Source organism: Pectobacterium punjabense, from assembly GCF_012427845.1.
Taxonomy (GTDB): Bacteria; Pseudomonadota; Gammaproteobacteria; order Enterobacterales; family Enterobacteriaceae; genus Pectobacterium; species Pectobacterium punjabense.
The window spans coordinates 374498-391745 of the sequence record NZ_CP038498.1 but is presented as its reverse complement, the minus strand read 5'-3'; the positions used below and the strand labels follow the sequence as shown (position 1 = coordinate 391745).

11 protein-coding genes and 1 other RNA gene are annotated in these 17248 nt (G+C 53.1%); 5 read left to right on the top strand and 7 right to left on the bottom strand.

The window, feature by feature from the left end; genetic code table 11:
* Positions 1-430: 430 nt before the first annotated feature.
* An RNA gene (rnpB, locus tag E2566_RS01810) (RNase P RNA component class A) lies at positions 431-809 on the bottom strand.
* Positions 810-834: 25 nt separating this feature from the next.
* Positions 835-1722, bottom strand: coding sequence for a 16S rRNA (cytidine(1402)-2'-O)-methyltransferase (gene rsmI, locus E2566_RS01805; protein ID WP_107170761.1), 888 nt, complete (start codon positions 1720-1722; stop codon positions 835-837).
* A 62-nt stretch (positions 1723-1784) separates the two neighbouring features.
* On the opposite strand from rsmI, the gene E2566_RS01800 reads away from it, so the two are divergent.
* The 4 genes from E2566_RS01800 to dolP are packed head-to-tail and all read left to right on the top strand — an operon-like array spanning position 1785 to position 5372.
* Positions 1785-3803: a penicillin-binding protein activator gene (locus tag E2566_RS01800; RefSeq protein WP_107170760.1), complete on the top strand. Its 2019-nt coding sequence runs from the start codon at positions 1785-1787 to the stop codon at positions 3801-3803.
* Positions 3800-4156, top strand: a complete 357-nt coding sequence (locus E2566_RS01795) for a YraN family protein (RefSeq protein WP_205543243.1) — start codon at positions 3800-3802, stop codon at positions 4154-4156. Before E2566_RS01800 ends, E2566_RS01795 begins: the two co-directional genes overlap by 4 nt.
* A 41-nt stretch (positions 4157-4197) precedes the next feature.
* Positions 4198-4788, top strand: a complete 591-nt coding sequence (gene diaA / locus E2566_RS01790) for a DnaA initiator-associating protein DiaA (RefSeq protein ID WP_005975525.1) — start codon at positions 4198-4200, stop codon at positions 4786-4788.
* An 11-nt stretch (positions 4789-4799) separates the two neighbouring features.
* A complete protein-coding gene (gene dolP / locus E2566_RS01785; protein ID WP_107170758.1) occupies positions 4800-5372 on the top strand; it encodes a division/outer membrane stress-associated lipid-binding lipoprotein in 573 nt (190 codons plus the stop codon).
* A 106-nt stretch (positions 5373-5478) separates the two neighbouring features.
* Here the strand turns inward: dolP and E2566_RS01780 are convergent, their stop codons facing one another.
* The 5 genes from E2566_RS01780 to mnmL form a co-directional block, all read right to left on the bottom strand.
* Positions 5479-6774: an alginate lyase family protein gene (locus tag E2566_RS01780; RefSeq protein ID WP_107170757.1), complete on the bottom strand. Its 1296-nt coding sequence runs from the start codon at positions 6772-6774 to the stop codon at positions 5479-5481.
* A 71-nt stretch (positions 6775-6845) separates the two neighbouring features.
* Positions 6846-7580 (bottom strand): monofunctional biosynthetic peptidoglycan transglycosylase, encoded by a 735-nt coding sequence (mtgA, locus tag E2566_RS01775; protein ID WP_107170756.1) that lies wholly within the window; start codon positions 7578-7580, stop codon positions 6846-6848.
* A complete protein-coding gene (elbB, locus tag E2566_RS01770) occupies positions 7577-8230 on the bottom strand; it encodes an isoprenoid biosynthesis glyoxalase ElbB (protein ID WP_107170755.1) in 654 nt (217 codons plus the stop codon). The genes mtgA and elbB overlap by 4 nt, the downstream gene beginning before the upstream one ends.
* 487 nt (positions 8231-8717) lie before the next feature.
* A complete protein-coding gene (gene arcB, locus E2566_RS01765; protein WP_107170754.1) occupies positions 8718-11087 on the bottom strand; it encodes an aerobic respiration two-component sensor histidine kinase ArcB in 2370 nt (789 codons plus the stop codon).
* A 119-nt stretch (positions 11088-11206) separates the two neighbouring features.
* Positions 11207-12136, bottom strand: a complete 930-nt coding sequence (mnmL, locus tag E2566_RS01760) for a tRNA modification radical SAM protein MnmL/YtqA (RefSeq protein WP_107170753.1) — start codon at positions 12134-12136, stop codon at positions 11207-11209.
* Between the two features lie 651 nt (positions 12137-12787).
* Between mnmL and gltB the strand changes: the two genes are divergently transcribed.
* Positions 12788-17248, top strand: a complete 4461-nt coding sequence (gltB, locus tag E2566_RS01755; protein WP_107170752.1) for a glutamate synthase large subunit — start codon at positions 12788-12790, stop codon at positions 17246-17248.

Below are 17248 nucleotides of genomic sequence, written 5' to 3'. Positions count from 1 at the left end.
CACTGACCGTTAAGCCGCTTTCTTTCATAAAAAGCGTCGTGGACAGTCATTCATCTTGCCTGCCCCATAAAGCAAAACCCCGCCGAAGCGGTGGTTTTATGATGAAGGGAGTTGACCGTTAAGCCGCTTTCTTTCATAAAAAGCGTCGTGGACAGTCGTTCATCTTGCCTGCCCCTATAAAGCAAAACCCCGCCGAAGCGGGGTTTTATGATGAAGGGAGTTGACCGTTAAGCCGCTTTCTTTCATAAAAAGCGTCGTGGACAGTTATTCATCTTGCCTGTCCCTATAAAGCAAAACCCCGCCGAAGCGGGGTTTTATGATGAAGGGAGTTGACCGTTAAGCCGCTTTCTTTCATAAAAAGCGTCGTGGACAGTTATTCATCTTGCCTGTCCCTATAAAGCAAAACCCCGCCGAAGCGGGGTTTTATGATGAAGGGAGTTGACCGTTAAGCCGGGTTCTGTCGTGGACAGTCATTCATCTAGGCCAGCAATCACTCACTGGCTCAAGCAGCCTACCCGGGTTCAGTACGGGCCGTACCATGTGAACCCCTATTTGGCCTTGCTCCGGGTGGAGTTTACCGTGCCACGAACTGTTGCCAGTCGCGCGGTGCGCTCTTACCGCACCCTTTCACCCTTACCTGATCCCACTTGCGTGGGCCATCGGCGGTTTGCTCTCTGTTGCACTAGTCGTAGGCTTGCGCCTCCCAGGCGTTACCTGGCACCCTGCCCTATGGAGCCCGGACTTTCCTCCCCTCCACCTGTCTCCCCCGAAAGGGACGGCAGTGAAGCGGCGACTGTCTGGTCAACTCCGGCGCGGATAATAGGGGAAATTACCCTATTTGTCATCCCCAGATTCACCACTATCGCCTTCTTGCTCCAGCCCATAGCGGTAAAGTGCGTTTTTCTTCACGCCGTGAATTTCAGCCGCCAGCGCCGCCGCTTTCTTCAGCGGCAATTCAGCACGCAATAGCGCTAGCGTGCGCAGTGCTTCAGAAGAGAGCGCACTGTCATCAATCTGATGCCCTTCCACAATCAGCACCATTTCCCCTTTGCGGCGATTCTCATCTTCTTTTACCCAGGCCAGCAATTCACCTACAGGTGCGCCGTGAATCGATTCCCAGGTTTTGGTGATTTCACGCGCGAGCACCACATAACGCTCAGTTCCCAGCACCTCGCTGATATCCTGCAAACTGTCCAAAAGACGATGTGTGGATTCGTAGAAAATCAGCGTGCGGGTTTCTTCCTCTAGCTCACGCAACTTATCTTTGCGCCCTTTAGTTTTGGCGGGCAGAAAACCTTCATAGCAAAAGCGATCAGACGCCAGGCCGGACGCAGAGAGCGCCGTTATCGCCGCGCAGGCACCCGGCAGTGGCACCACGCGAACGCCTGCTTCACGGCAGCGTCGAACCAAATGGTAACCGGGGTCGTTAATCAGCGGCGTGCCCGCATCTGAAACCAGCGCGATGCTTTGCCCTGACTGCAATTTAGCCAGTAGCACATCCGCTTTTTGTTGTTCGTTGTGATCGTGTAATGCGAACAGCCGCGCATTAATCGCAAAATGTTGTAACAGCAGGCCGGTATGGCGGGTATCCTCTGCGGCGATCAGATCAACGCTCGCCAATACCGCTAGCGCACGCTGCGTGATGTCGCCCAGATTACCGATTGGCGTGGGGACAATGTAAAGGGTAGATGCAGAAATATCTGCTTGTTGGTCTTGATTCATTGTTTCATCCGGGTTGCCGATTTAATATTGAGCATCTTCAAAAAAAAATCACTGGATACAGTATGCTTCCTTTTCATTTCGTCCGTACCCAGGCAGGGCGTGTTATCCCTGTTTTGTTAGCGGCACTGTTTCTCGCAGGCTGTCCAAGTCACGCACCGCAGAGCCCACCACCCGAGGTTCAGGGCAAAGCCGACGCATCATCTGATTATTATCTGCAACAGATGCAGCAAAGTAGCGATAATAACAAGGCTGACTGGCAATTACTTGCTATTCGTTCTCTGCTACAGGAAGGGAAAGCCCCTCAGGCAAGCCAGCAGTTCAACGCGCTGCCAGAAAAACTGAGTGCAGCGCAAAAACAAGAACAGCAACTGCTCAGTGCGGAACTGTCCGTCACCCAGAACAATATGGAGGCGGCCAAGGCAGCGCTGAGCCAGCTTGATATCGGTGCACTTTCCGATCAGCAGAAACAGCGCTATTACCAGATACAAATCAAAACAGCGCAAGGGCGTCCTTCCATTGAGCTACTGCGGACCTATATCGCGCAGGAGCCGTTGCTGAAAGGCGACGAACACCAGATGAATCTCGATCAAACCTGGCTGACGCTGATGCAAATGTCACCGCAGGAGTCTGGGGCGCTGTTGATTAACGCGAATGAAAACGTGCTTCAGGGCTGGGTGGATTTGCTAAGTAATTATCAGAACAACCGCGAGTCCCCTGACCAGTTACAGAGCGCCATTCAGGATTGGCAGACGCGTTATCCGCATCACCCTGCTGCGAAAACGCTACCTACGCAGTTAAATCAGGTCATCAACTATCAGCCGTCGTCTGTCAACAGCATCGCGCTGCTGTTACCGCTTAACGGCCAGGCGCAGGTTTTTGCCAATGCGATCCAGCAAGGTTTTAACGCAGCAAAAAATGGCCAGATAGCCACTGCCCCCGTATCTGCGCCTGCCGCACCGGCAACAGGCACCACGCAAGACGGGCAGGTAACGCCATCATCGGATGGACAGGGTGCTCAATCACCTGCGCCATACAGCGATCAGGCGGTCGCATCAACGACACCTGCGCCCGAAGCACAACCGACAAGCGCGGGATTGTCCGGTTCGCTTCCGGTCAAAGTGTATGACACCTCTTCACAACCGCTGGCTAATATTCTCACTCAAGCACAGCAGGATGGTGCATCGCTGGTTATCGGCCCACTGCTGAAAAATGAAGTGGATCAGTTGGCAAGCAGCCAGTCGCCGCTGAATATTTTGGCGTTGAACCAGCCGGAACACGTCGAAAATAGCCCTAACATTTGCTATTTCGCGCTCTCCCCAGAAGATGAAGCCAGAGACGCAGCTAAGTTTATCCATCAGCAGGGTAAACAGCAGCCGCTGGTCTTAGCCCCTCGCGGCGCGCTGGGTGACCGTATCGTCAATGCCTTCGCTCAGGCCTGGAACCAACAAAGCGGCACCAGTTCTTTGCAACAGCGTTTTGGCAACACGGCGGAGTTAAAACAGGCTATCAATAGCGGCGCGGGCTTAAGCCTGAGCGGCCAACCCGTTAACGTTTCGCAGCAACAAACACAAACGGGCACGACCATTGGCGGCCTGACCATCCCATCACAGGTTCAACCAACGGTCAGTTCCTCCGTCAGTGGTAATATTGATGCGGTCTATATCATCGCCACGCCAGACGAGCTGGCGCTGATTAAGCCAATGATCGACATGCGCACGACATCACGCGCTCGCCCTGCGCTCTATGCCAGCTCACGTAGCTTCCAGGCAGGGTTAGGCCCTGACTTCCGCCTCGAAATGGAAGGTTTGCAGTTCAGCGATATTCCACTGCTCGCAGGCGCGAACCCGGCATTGATGCAGCAGGTCAGTAGCCAGTTTAAAAACGATTACTCGTTAGTCCGCCTGTATGCCATGGGGATGGATGCCTGGACGCTCGCCAGCCACTTTGGCGAAATGCGCCAGATTCCGGGCCACCAGATCCCCGGTGCAACAGGTATGTTAAGCGCAGGACCAGATTGTACTATCAACCGGCAGCTCACTTGGCAACAATACCGTCAGGGTCAGTTGGTACCTGTTCTCTGAATCAACGAGCGGCTGGCGCAGTTTACGAACAACAGGCTCGGCGCTATCTTGAACGCGCGGGCCTAACCTTCACCGCCGCGAATGTTACGCTACGCGGCGGCGAGCTGGATTTGATCATGCGCGATCGCCATATCTGGGTGTTTGTCGAAGTACGCTATCGGCGCAACGCGCATTTTGGCGATGCAGCAGCCAGCGTCACTCGCCACAAACAGCAGCGGTTACTGCATGCCGCCGCCGTGTGGTTGGCGCAGCAAGGAGCCAGCTTTGACACGGTAGATTGCCGTTTTGACGTGCTGGCCATTACGGGCAAAGAGTTCAACTGGCTCCCCAATGCCTTTGCTGCACAGGGATAATACATCCTTGATGGATTTCAATTTACGTAGGTTAACTCAACGTGCTGGATAGAATAAAAGTTTGTTTTACTGAGAGTATTCAAACGCAGATTGCAGCGGCAGAAGCCTTGCCTGACGCCATTTCCCGAGGTGCGATTGCGATGGTGCAATCTCTGCTAAACGGTAACAAAATTCTGTGCTGCGGTAACGGAACATCGGCAGCCAATTCGCAACATTTTGCCGCCAGCATGATTAACCGCTTTGAAGCAGAGCGCCCCAGCTTACCCGCCATCGCACTAAATGCAGATAATGTGGTCTTAACTGCGATAGCGAATGACCGCTTGCATGAAGAGGTCTATGCCAAACAAGTCAGAGCATTAGGTCAGGCTGGCGACGTACTACTGGCAATTTCAACCCGTGGCAACAGCCGCGATATTGTGAAAGCCGTAGAGTCTGCCGTTACCCGCGACATGACGATTGTCGCTTTGACCGGGTACGATGGCGGAGAACTGGCCGGGTTGCTCGGGCCGCAGGATGTGGAGATTCGCATCCCGTCACACCGCAGCGCCCGTATTCAGGAAATGCACATGTTGACAGTAAATTGCCTGTGCGATTTGATTGATAACACACTTTTTCCACACCAGAACGATTGAAGGAGCACTACATGAGGATAAGTTCTGCATTTGCCGTGCTGTCTATCGCCCTGCTGCTACAAGGCTGTGTCGGGGTTGTCGCAGTTGGCAGTGCCGTGGCGACCAAGACGGCCACTGACCCGCGTACCGTCGGCACGCAGGTTGACGATGGCACACTGGAAGTCCGCGTGACGAATGCAATCAGCAAAGACGAGCAGTTGAAAAAAGAGGCTCGTATCGTTGCGACGGCTTATCAAGGGAAAGTACTGTTAACCGGGCAGGCTCCAAGCACAGAGATGGCGAGCCGGGCTAAGCAAATCGCCCTCGGCGTGGAAGGTGCAGCCGAAGTCTATAACGAAATACGTCAAGGCACCCCGGTTTCAATGGGAACCGCCTCTCTGGATACCTGGATCACCACCAAAGTTCGCTCACAAATTTTGGCTAGTGACACGGTTAAATCCTCTAACGTAAAAGTCACCACGGAAAACAGCGAAGTCTTCCTGTTAGGTTTGGTGACACCGCGTGAAGGCACCTCCGCCGCAGAAATTGCCAGTAAGGTTAGTGGTGTTAAACACGTCACGACCGCCTTTACCTACCTGCAATAACGCGACGCGTCTACGAACAAAAACCGCTGATGTACTCATCAGCGGTTTTTTTATTTCTGTGCGATGGCGGTATATTTTCCCCCGATAGAATCAGGAGTTAATAGGATCAAGGTATTACAGGATTCAGCAGCCAGAGCGCACGGCGGGTTTCAACACTGATATGGCCCTGTTCTTTATCCCGCGCGTCAGCCTCACCCATGAGCAATTCAGCAAAACCCGCTTGCTTGATTTGCATCTGGTAACGCGGCGTTTTCAAACCACGCTCTGCCTGCAATAGCAGCGGGATAAGGCGACTGCTTTGCCTGTCCATTGTCTTGCGCGGCCACGCTTTGTTTTCATCCAAATACGGTGCCATAAAATCCAGCGCCTTTATCACACTGCTTCCCTTCGGCGTTTGATATTGCCAAATATTCTCCCCGACACGGGAAGCCAGAGTAGCCATATCCGTTATCGCCTGAAGGTTGAAATAGCTGTAATGGAAGGAACGGGTACGCGCCAATTCTTCCGGCTGAGCACCATCTGGTTGCAGTTGGTGATCCAACTTTTCCCGCTGCAATTGCGCCATGGATTTCACCACGTCAATTTTCCCCAGATACCACGCGATGCCCGCGACCTGTACGGTATACCAGCTACCGTGATTATTCTTGGCCGTTGCCTCTTTTTTCCCCAGTTTGCTGGTTTGCAGCCAGTGCAGATAATCGTTCATCCATTTCTGCATCTGCTGCTCATCCTGCGTCGTCCAGCCCGGTGCCTGACGCAGCATAATCAGCGAATCGACGATCCGGGTGGAAAAATAGCGTCCGTCCAACACGCCCGATCCTCTACCCGGCGCGATACCCGGCACGCCTTGCGCGAAATCGAGATTAGGGTTCATACGCGTAGCAGGGTCGATAAACCAAGTACGGATCATCGATATGGCTTTATCGGCATACGCCTGTTTGCCCGAAAAATACCACGCCAGCGTCAATGCCTGCGTTTGAGCCGTGAATTTAGCCAACCGCACCCCATCCGTCTCTTCATCCTTGCTGGCAGGGTTTACCTGCCCATCACGACGAATCCAAGGTAAACCATCAGCTTTGTCGGGGTCGGGCCACCAGTAGGCGCTGAGGCTCAAATAATCATGCTTTGAACCACTGGGTGGCGTGGATTTTTTTTCCGTCACGCTAGGGTTAGCACTTTTCAGCGCACGATCGGCTTCCGAAATAAGTTGCTCGTACGCCATTCGCGTCTGCGGCTTTTCCGTTTTCTGCTGAAGTTGCTGTTTTACTACGGATAGCTGGGGCTGCTGCAAGAAGGCGTAGGGATTATCGGGGGGTGACGCTTTGGGCTCCGCGTCCGCACGGGCAACGGAAACCACACAACACAATGCAACCAGTAAACCTGACCAATAACGTAACCGCATACTTTCTCCTGATGTCGAAAACACGAACGTTAGCGCAAAAAATTCTCGGTATACTAAACGTGTAAGCCTGATTAATTCAGATTGTTATCTCGCAAAAACGCATCACCGCCCATCTGTCGCATCTGGCGCAAAATCCACTGCTGGCGTTGAATGACATAGCTGGAGGGCGCATTCGCACGAAAGCGAATGGGGTTCGGCAGCACCGCCGCCAGCAAGGCAGATTCACTTGCTGTCAGCCTGCTGGCAGGCTTATTGAAATAACGTCTGGCAGCGGCCTCCACGCCAAAAATCCCAGGACCAAACTCGGCGATATTCAGGTACACCGTAAGAATCCGCCGTTTTGTCCAGACCAGCTCCACCCCGGTGGTAATGCCCGCTTCAAGGCCCTTACGCACCCAGCTACGCCCATCCCACAGAAACAGATTCTTCACCATCTGCTGCGATAACGTAGACGCCCCGCGAATCCGCTGCGTGTTGCGTTCGTTGTGTTTCAATGCCTGACCAATCGCATCAACATCGAAACCCCAATGCTGAGGAAATTTTTGGTCTTCTGCCGCCATCACCGCCAGCGCCATTTCCGGTGCGATATCGTCCATAGCAACCCAATCCGAATGGGCAACATAGGAGAATTCGCCTTTCAGCCATGCGCTGAGCTGCCTGTCGACCATCACTGCGGAAAACGGCACTGGCAGGAAAGAGAACAGCAGGATGCCAGCAAGCCACGCCCCGACAACAGCTAATACACTCCGAACAATCAGACGCTTAAGCCACGCGAGCAAGCCTCCACGTTTTCGGTTCCACCTCATTCGGTGAGAGCCAATACGCGAGCAACAAGCTTATCAATACCTTGCGCCGCTTCGCTGATGGAGTTAGCCAGCATATAGGCTGGTGTCGTCACGATTTTATGCTCCTCATCCACTACGATATCATCGACTGGACAAACAACGTGGATGCCACCCATTTCTTCGACAGCTTCAGCGGTATCGATATCGTTACCAACAGTTACACGAACGGGTACCCCCAAGATCGTCGGCAACAACGCAGGCGAGATGCAAATAAAACCAATTGGTTTACTTTGCTTATAAATTTCCCGTGTGAGCAGTTGCAGCGTTTCATCGATCTGGCAGGCCGATCCCTGCATGGCAAAGTCGCTTAAATTTTTTGCCGCGCCAAAACCTCCCGGCACAATCAACGCATCTAAATCTTGTGCATTCGCGGTAGAAAGCGGCTGGATTTTTCCTCTGGCGATCCGTGCTGATTCTGCTAAAACGTTGCGATTCTCACCAGTTACGTCACCGGTCAGATGATTAACCACCTGTAATTGCGGCTTATCTGGCGCAAAGCAAACTGCCTGTGCACCCGCGCGATCCAGTGCAAGTAACGTCAACACGGCTTCATGAATCTCGGAACCGTCATAAACACCACAGCCACTAAGGACAATGCCGACTCGTTTCATCATCTTTTCCTTCATTTCATTACATCAACTAATTGATTTTTTAATTGACAAACACTAATCTACATCACACATTTTAATGATTCTTGTAACAAAGATTTCCACATTTGCTATTTTGTTGCTTGATGAAGATGTACAGTACTTGGGGTTTACTTGTTGTTGTAAGTTCTTCAGTTACTGTTGTAAGTTGTTGTAGTTAAGATACGTTAAAGACACGAATATCCGCACTTGCGAGTTTACAAACCCTGAGATCTAAATGCAGGTGCATGTTTTCCCTGGTGTTGGCGCATAATTCGCGCACCCCGGCTTCGGTCGGGGTCATTTTTTTCTACCGTATGAAAACGTGCAAAGCCCCGCATTCTCCATCCCTCTTCAATCGTAAACACCACTCAATCTAACGTTGCCCTGCATTTTTCGCATAATATCCTGTGACACGAAAAAATTTCTAACCGCGTTACTCGCCACATCCTTGTGGCCACAGCAAACTGAATCAGGACTCTTTTTCTGCTTTTGCTACCCAATCACGCAGTACCTGAACGTCATGACGCCAGTCATGCTTCAGCTCATCGACCCATTCCTGCACGTTATCCCACCATGCCGGTAGCGATGAAGTCTGAATCTGCTGGGCAATCTGTTGCAGGTGCCGTAACCCAACGGAACCCGCCGCCCCTTTAATTTTGTGTCCTTCTTCCGTAATACCTTTCTGGTCGCGCGCCGTCATGTTGGAATCCAGAATCGCCAGATAGCCCGGCATCATCTGTTCAAACATCTCCAGACTCTGATGAATTAATTTCGGCCCCACCAAATCCAGATACTGTTCCAACATCGGAATATCCAGCAGGTCTTCTTTTGCTTTTTCCATTTCATCACCTTCCTCAGCTACGGGGTTTTCCGTCCACACCGTGTGGTTATCCCAAAATTGTTTGATGACGGCCGTCAGCGCAGGCACCGACAGCGGTTTGCTGAGCACGTCATCCATACCCGCATCCAGATATTCGCGTTTATCTTTCAGCACATTCGCCGTCAGCGCCACCAGCGGCGGCATGTTACGGTTGGCATAACGCGAACGTAGCTGACGCGCCACGTCGAGCCCGGTCATATCCGGCAGTTGAATATCAAGCAATACCAGATCGAACTCATCGGGATCGAACATATCTAGCGCGTCTTGCCCGGTCATCGCGACATCCACGCTATTACCCAGTTTCTCCAGCACCGAACGCGCCACCACCACATTCAGCTCGATATCCTCCACCAACAGAACATGCAGCGCGGGTAGCGGCATGTCATCATCGTCTTCAAGGTTGCTTCCCGCCTCATCAACGCTCGGCGCAATGACGGTCAGGGTAAAGCAGGAGCCCTTACCTTGCGTACTGGAAACATGAATATCTCCCCCCATGTTCTGTGCCAGACGCTTCGACACCGCCAGACCAATTCCCGACCCCGTTGCGGGTTTCCCGCCGTGCTGGTCTTTGACCTGATAATACATGGCGAAGATTTTTTCCAATTCATCGGCCGGGATGCCCATCCCTGAATCTTCAACCTCGAAGCGCAGGCGATCGCCCTTTTCATGCCAGACGCGCACCACAATTTCGCCCTTTTCGCCGTTCTCACCCTTCGGCGTGAATTTCACCGCGTTACTGAGCAGATTCCACAGAATCTGCCGCAGGCGCGTGCCGTCAGTAATCACTTTCTGCGGCAGAGGCTGGTGCTGATCCATAATCAGCTTCAGGCCTTTCGGCTCCGCCAGCAGGCCGCCGAGGTTTTCCAGATCCACCAAAAAGCCAGTGAAATCGATCGGTTGATTATCCAGTTGCACCTTGCGGCGCTCCTGTTTATCCATCTCAATCACGTCGTTAAAGATATTGCCCAGCGTAATCGCGCTGACGTGGATAGTTTTCAGGTATTTTTGCTGCTCAGGGTCAAGTTGCGTATCCAGCAGGATACGGCTTAACCCGACAATGCCATTAAGCGGCGTACGAAGCTCGTGGCTGATAGTTGAGATAAAAGTGGTCTTCTCCCTACTGGCGTTCTCTAACGCGTCCTGGTAACGCTTACGCTCCGTTATATCGCGTCCAAATCCCATTAACCCGTGCCGTTTGCCCATCCGGTCATAAAACGGCACTTTGCGCAGCTCAAAACAGGCTTTACGCCCATCGGGATAAACCAACCATTGTTCATAGGTCAGAGAAACGTTATGGCGGAACACTTTCTCGTCCGTCTCCATGACTTTCTCGGCAATGTCGGGGGCGTAAACATCTTGCGGCGTCAGGCCAATAAGCTGCTTCTGGCTTTTACCCACCAGCAGTTCCATCGCGCGGTTGCAGCCGGAGAATTCTTTATCTTCGTTACGGTAGTAAACCAGATCCGGCGAGGCATCGAGGAACGAACGCAGCAGCGCAGACTGCTGCTCCAGCTCAATTTGCGCTTGTTCACGGCGGGACATCTCTTCTTTGAGGCGGCTCATCACCAGCACACGAGCCTCTTCCGCTTTGATACGATCGGCGATTTCCTGATTGAGCTGTGCGATGTTCTCCTGAAGCTGCACATTCAGTTCCAGATCGCGATGGCGCATCTCTTCCAGCTTCGCGACCAGCTTCGATAGCCGCTGACGCGACTCTTCAAGCTGCTCCACCACCACAGAGAGAAAATAAACGGCCCAGGGCGTAATCAGCAGCCCGAAGAAAATAGAGCGGACAACGTCGATATTTTCGACTTCCCCACTGAGCAGCAGGGTGACCGCCATTTGCACCACCATCGCCAGCAGCACCAATACCGAGGCCAGCAGCAGTGAAAAACGGACAAGCCCCAGTTTTACCATTAAATCAACATAGTACTGAGCCAACAGACGAATTTGCTTCATAGCGATTTCCCTTAGACACCCACCCGCGCATCATAACGTAAAATAGCGGTTTATACGGCGCTGCCTCGTAGATTCACAACATGAAATACCGGCTTCTACTGCCCGTCTCTTTTGACGCATCAAACGCCATCGTACCGGTAAGGTGCGCCCAGTGCGGAACCCTGTACACCGTGTGTTTGCAGATAGCGATCCAGCTCTACCATGCCCGTCCAGCGATTTTCACACCAGAGCGGGGCCAGCAGGGTCGGGCGTCTGGCGCTGGCGGAAATGCGGTGATAGATCACGTCAGGCGGCGTATGGCGAATCATCTCTCCTGCCGTTTCCACGTAGCGATCCAAGGCTAATTCGGGCAGCCTTCCGACGCGCCAGGCCTTCGCCATCGTGCTGCCTTCTACGATATGGAGAGGATGAAGCTTAATGCCTTCCACCCCGGTCTCAACGACCTGCTCCAGCGTCGATAGGCAGCACTGGGCGTCTTCTCCCGGTAAACCGACAATCAGATGACTACACACCTTCAAGCCGCGCTCACGCGCGCGGCGGGTGGTTTCCTGATAGCAGGCAAAGTCATGCCCACGATTAATACGGTGTAGCGTTTTGTCACAGGCACTTTGCAACCCGAGTTCCAGCCAAACTTCATAACCCTGGTCGTGATAGCGGGACAATAAATCCAGTACGGCATCTGGCACACAGTCGGGGCGCGTCCCCACGCAAAGCCCCACCATCTCAGCCTGCTTCAACGCTTCCTGATACATACTCTCCAGTACCTGAACTTCGGCATAAGTACTGGTATAAGCCTGAAAATAGGCCAGATAGCGCTTGGCCCGATTCACCTTTCCCGCCTGTGCTTCCAGCTGCTGCGCAATACTGCGTTGTTGCATCTGCTCATCGGCAAACGAAGCGACATTACAGAACGTACAACCGCCCCGCCCCAGCGTGCCATCACGGTTGGGACAATTAAACCCGCCGTGCAGTGTCAGCTTGTGGATCTTCTCGCCATAGCGGCGTTGAAGATTTCCGCCAAACATATTGATTAATTTTTGCAATTGCATATTCTAACCTGCTCCCTTGAGGAACAGCAGACTACCTTTCTCTTGCCCCCTTCGCGATGACCGCGATCAATCACACACATGCCAATGAAATGCATTTTTATTCGCTTTTAGTGAAAATAAACTCACGTCTGTGCCAATTAATTTTTCTTATCTCGTAGGCATGCCTGATGAAAAGATGAAGCAATACTTAAAAATAGTTTCATTAAATCTAAAAGTAGCCATATACAGCAGAATATTCTACAACGCAGAAATAACGTAGCATGGATAAGGGTTCTTACGCTTTTGTATAGTGATACAGCTCACACTTCAATTAAATCCCATATTCATTTCCCGCGATAGTTTTTCTAAAAAAATCATTATGTTTCATACGTATAACTAAAAATTATCGCTTATCAGCACATTTTGCACTGGTATTTGACCTGAACAGGGTTTCTCGCTAATTTGGGAATCCGCTGGAAGCTTTCCTGACGGGTCCATGATTCGTCATATTTATGCAGTAAATGAAGACTCCCTCTAAAAACAAGTCATTTACCACTTGTGAGACCGTCACGAGAGGCCGAAGAAGAGAGCGTAATACTAGCCGCTCAACGCCACGGTGCTTTCTCGCAGTAGGTTGTGAGAGTCACACAGAGCCTGGGGAGGTTCACTAATATGTTGTACGATGCATCCCAAGAGAGAGATAACTGTGGTTTCGGACTAATCGCCCATATAGAAGGTGAGCCGAGCCATAAAGTAGTGCGTACCGCTATTCACGCACTTGCACGCATGCAGCACCGTGGCGCAATCCTTGCTGACGGCAAGACTGGCGACGGCTGCGGTTTGTTACTTCAGAAGCCCGATCGTTTCTTTCGCCTGGTGGCAGAAGAGCACGGCTGGCGTTTAGCCAAAAACTACGCCGTTGGCATGATGTTTCTCAATCAAGACGAAGATCTGGCTCGTGCCACACGTCGGATTGTAGAAGAAGAGTTGCAGAACGAAACGCTGTCGGTACTGGGCTGGCGTGAAGTTCCGACCAACCCGGATGTCCTGGGTGAAATAGCCCTGTCATCCATGCCACGTATTGAGCAAATTTTCGTTAACGCCCCGGCAGGCTGGCGTCAACGTGATATGGAACGCCGCCTGTTCATGGCGCGTCGTCGTATCGAAAAGCGTATCGAAGACAAAGAGTTCTACGTTTGTAGTTTCTCCAATCTGGTGACGATCTATAAAGGTCTGTGCATGCCAGCAGATCTGCCACGCTTCTACCTCGATCTGGCCGATCTGCGTATGGAATCAGCAATTTGCTTGTTCCACCAGCGCTTCTCAACCAACACCGTGCCGCGCTGGCCGCTGGCGCAGCCATTCCGCTATCTGGCGCACAACGGTGAGATCAACACCATCGCCGGTAACCGTCAATGGGCGCGCGCACGTGCTTACAAATTCAAAACCCCGTTGATTCCAGATTTGCAGGATGCCGCGCCGTTCGTTAACGAAACCGGCTCCGACTCCAGCTCGCTGGACAACATGCTAGAACTGTTCCTGAGCGGCGGGATGGATATCATCCGCGCCATGCGCCTGCTGGTTCCACCAGCCTGGCAGAACAACCCGGACATGGACCCTGAGCTGCGCTCATTCTTCGACTTTAACTCCATGCACATGGAACCGTGGGATGGCCCAGCCGGTATCGTGATGTCCGACGGGCGCTATGCCGCCTGTAACCTGGATCGTAATGGCCTGCGTCCCGCACGCTATGTCATCACCAAAGACAAGTTGATCACCTGCGCGTCTGAAGTGGGTATCTGGGATTATCAGCCGGATGAGGTAGTTGAAAAAGGACGCGTTGGTCCAGGCGAACTGATGGTGATCGACACTCGCAGCGGCCGCATTCTGCACTCTGCCGAAACCGATAACGATCTGAAAAGCCGCCATCCTTATAAAGAGTGGATGGAGAAAAACGTTAAGCGTCTGGTGCCGTTTGAAGAGTTGCCAGACGATCAGGTCGGTAGCCGTGAATTCGACAACGAGCTGCTGGAAACCTACCAGAAACAGTACGGCTACAGCAGCGAAGAGCTGGATCAGGTTATCCGCGTGCTGGGTGAAAATGGTCAGGAAGCGACCGGTTCCATGGGTGACGACACGCCGTTCGCCGTGCTGTCGAGCCGTCCACGCATTATTTATGACTACTTCCGTCAGCAGTTCGCGCAGGTCACCAACCCGCCGATCGATCCGCTACGCGAAGCACATGTGATGTCGCTGGCGACCAGCATTGGTCGTGAAATGAACGTCTTCTGTGAAGCGGAAGGTCAGGCTCACCGTCTGAGCTTTAAATCGCCGATCCTGCTTTACTCCGACTTCACACAGTTGACGTCGCAGGATGAATTGCACTATCGCGCCGACACGCTGGATCTGACGTTTGATCCGTCGCAGCAAACGCTGCAACAGACCATCGAAAAACTGTGTGACGAAGCAGAAAGCAAAGTCAGAGACGGTGCTGTGCTGCTGGTGCTGTCCGACCGTGGCATTAGCGAATCTCGCCTGCCAGTCCCTGCGCCAATGGCCGTCGGTGCCGTTCAGCGCCGTCTGGTGGAAAAGAGCCTGCGCTGTGATGCCAACATCATTGTGGAAACTGCCAGTGCACGCGACCCGCACCACTTTGCCGTACTGTTAGGCTTTGGTGCGACGGCTATTTATCCTTACCTCGCTTACGAAACGCTGGCGCGGATGGTGGATAACCACACCATCGACAAACCTTATCGTGCCGTGATGCTGAACTACCGTAACGGCATCAATAAAGGCCTGTACAAGATTATGTCCAAAATGGGCATCTCGACGATTGCGTCTTATCGCTGTTCCAAGCTGTTTGAAGCTGTGGGCCTGCATAAAGACGTGTCGACGCAATGCTTCCTGGGCGTCGTCAGCCGCATCGGCGGGGCAAACTACAGCGACTTCGAACAGGATCTGTTGAACCTGTCTAAGCGTGCCTGGCTGAAGCGCAAAACGCTGGAACAGGGCGGTCTGCTGAAGTTTGTTCACGGCGGCGAATATCATGCCTACAACCCTGATGTCGTCACCACGCTGCAAACCGCAGTAAAAACGGGTGAATACAGCGATTACGAGCAATACGCCAAACTGGTTAACGAGCGCCCAGCGGCGACGTTACGCGACCTGCTGGCGCTGAAACCGCAAGAAGGCGCAGCCATTGCTATCGACAGCGTTGAACCGGCTTCTGAAATGTTCAAACGTTTCGATACCGCGGCCATGTCCATCGGTGCACTCAGCCCTGAAGCGCATGAATCGCTGGCAGAAGCGATGAACGGGCTGGGCGGTTTCTCCAACTCCGGTGAGGGTGGTGAAGATCCCGCGCGTTACGGCACGAATAAAGTGTCCCGTATCAAGCAGGTTGCTTCTGGCCGCTTTGGTGTGACGCCAGCCTATCTGGTTAACGCCGATGTGATTCAGATTAAAGTGGCACAAGGTGCGAAGCCGGGCGAAGGCGGCCAGTTACCGGGTGATAAAGTCACGCCGTACATTGCTCGTCTACGCTATTCCGTGCCGGGTGTAACGCTGATTTCACCACCGCCGCACCACGATATTTACTCTATCGAAGATCTGGCGCAGCTGATTTTCGATCTGAAGCAGGTCAACCCGAAAGCGATGATTTCGGTAAAACTGGTGTCCGAACCGGGCGTCGGTACTATCGCCACGGGCGTTGCCAAGGCTTATGCCGACCTGATCACCATCGCTGGCTACGATGGCGGCACAGGTGCCAGCCCACTGTCCTCCGTGAAATACGCGGGCTGCCCATGGGAACTCGGTCTGGTTGAAACGCAGCAGGCACTGGTGTCCAACGGTCTGCGTCACAAAATCCGCCTTCAGGTGGACGGTGGCTTGAAAACCGGTCTGGATATCGTCAAAGCGGCAATTCTGGGTGCAGAAAGCTTCGGCTTCGGCACCGGACCAATGGTTGCGCTGGGCTGTAAATACCTGCGTATCTGTCACCTGAATAACTGTGCAACCGGTGTTGCAACGCAGGATGAGAAGCTGCGCCGCGATCACTACCACGGTCTGCCTGAGCGTGTAACCAACTACTTCCACTTCATCGCGCATGAAACCCGCGTGCTGATGGCAGAACTGGGCGTTAGCCGTCTGGTGGATCTGATTGGTCGTACCGACTTGCTGGTTGAGCTGGACGGTTTCAGTGCGAAACAGAACAAGCTGGATCTGTCACCGCTGCTGCACGCGGCACAGCCTCAGCCGGGCAAAGCGCTGTACTGCACTGAAAGCAATCTGTCGTTCGATAAAGGCTTGTTGAACAAAGAGCTGCTGGCACAGGCACAGTCGCACATCGATGCGAAACAGGGTAAAGCGCTCTACTTCGATATCCGCAACACCGATCGTTCTGTTGGCGCGACGCTGTCCGGTGCAATTGCCGAGAAACATGGCGATCAAGGGCTGGCAGGCGATCCAATTAAAGCGCACTTCTCCGGTACCGCAGGACAGAGCTTTGGCGTCTGGAACGCCGGCGGTGTGGAACTGAAATTAACCGGTGATGCCAACGACTACGTGGGCAAAGGCATGGCGGGCGGCAGTATCTCCGTGCGTCCTCCAGTCGGTTCTGCCTTCCGCAGCCACGAAGCCAGCATCATCGGTAACACCTGCCTCTACGGCGCTACCGGCGGTAAGCTGTTTGCCGCGGGCCGTGCAGGTGAGCGTTTCGCCGTACGTAACTCCGGCTGTATCACCGTGGTAGAAGGCATCGGCGATAACGGCTGTGAATACATGACAGGCGGGATCGTCTGCGTACTGGGTCGTACCGGCGTGAACTTTGGCGCAGGAATGACCGGTGGATTCGCCTACGTGCTGGATGAAGACGGTGAATTCCGCAAACGCGTTAACCCGGAACTGGTGGAAGTGCTGGATGTCGAAGAACTGGCTATCCATGAAGAACATCTTCGTGGCCTGATCACCGAGCATGTACAGAATACCGGTTCACACCGCGGAGAAGAGATCCTCGCTAACTGGCCGACCTGGGCACCGAAGTTTGCTCTGGTGAAACCGAAGTCAAGTGATGTGAAGGCATTGTTGGGTCACCGTAGTCGTTCCGCAGCCGAGCTGCGGGTTCAGGCGCAGTAA

Excerpts from the sequence above, each read along its gene's own strand:
- rsmI (WP_107170761.1), bottom strand. The coding sequence starts at position 1,722 with ATGAATCAAGACCAACAAGCAGATATTTCTGCATCTACCCTTTACATT.
- E2566_RS01800 (WP_107170760.1), top strand. The coding sequence starts at position 1,785 with ATGCTTCCTTTTCATTTCGTCCGTACCCAGGCAGGGCGTGTTATCCCT.
- dolP (WP_107170758.1), top strand. The coding sequence starts at position 4,800 with ATGAGGATAAGTTCTGCATTTGCCGTGCTGTCTATCGCCCTGCTGCTA.
- E2566_RS01780 (WP_107170757.1), bottom strand. The coding sequence starts at position 6,774 with ATGCGGTTACGTTATTGGTCAGGTTTACTGGTTGCATTGTGTTGTGTG.
- mtgA (WP_107170756.1), bottom strand. The coding sequence starts at position 7,580 with ATGAGGTGGAACCGAAAACGTGGAGGCTTGCTCGCGTGGCTTAAGCGT.
- elbB (WP_107170755.1), bottom strand. The coding sequence starts at position 8,230 with ATGAAACGAGTCGGCATTGTCCTTAGTGGCTGTGGTGTTTATGACGGT.
- arcB (WP_107170754.1), bottom strand. The coding sequence starts at position 11,087 with ATGAAGCAAATTCGTCTGTTGGCTCAGTACTATGTTGATTTAATGGTA.
- mnmL (WP_107170753.1), bottom strand. The coding sequence starts at position 12,136 with ATGCAATTGCAAAAATTAATCAATATGTTTGGCGGAAATCTTCAACGC.
- gltB (WP_107170752.1), top strand. The coding sequence starts at position 12,788 with ATGTTGTACGATGCATCCCAAGAGAGAGATAACTGTGGTTTCGGACTA.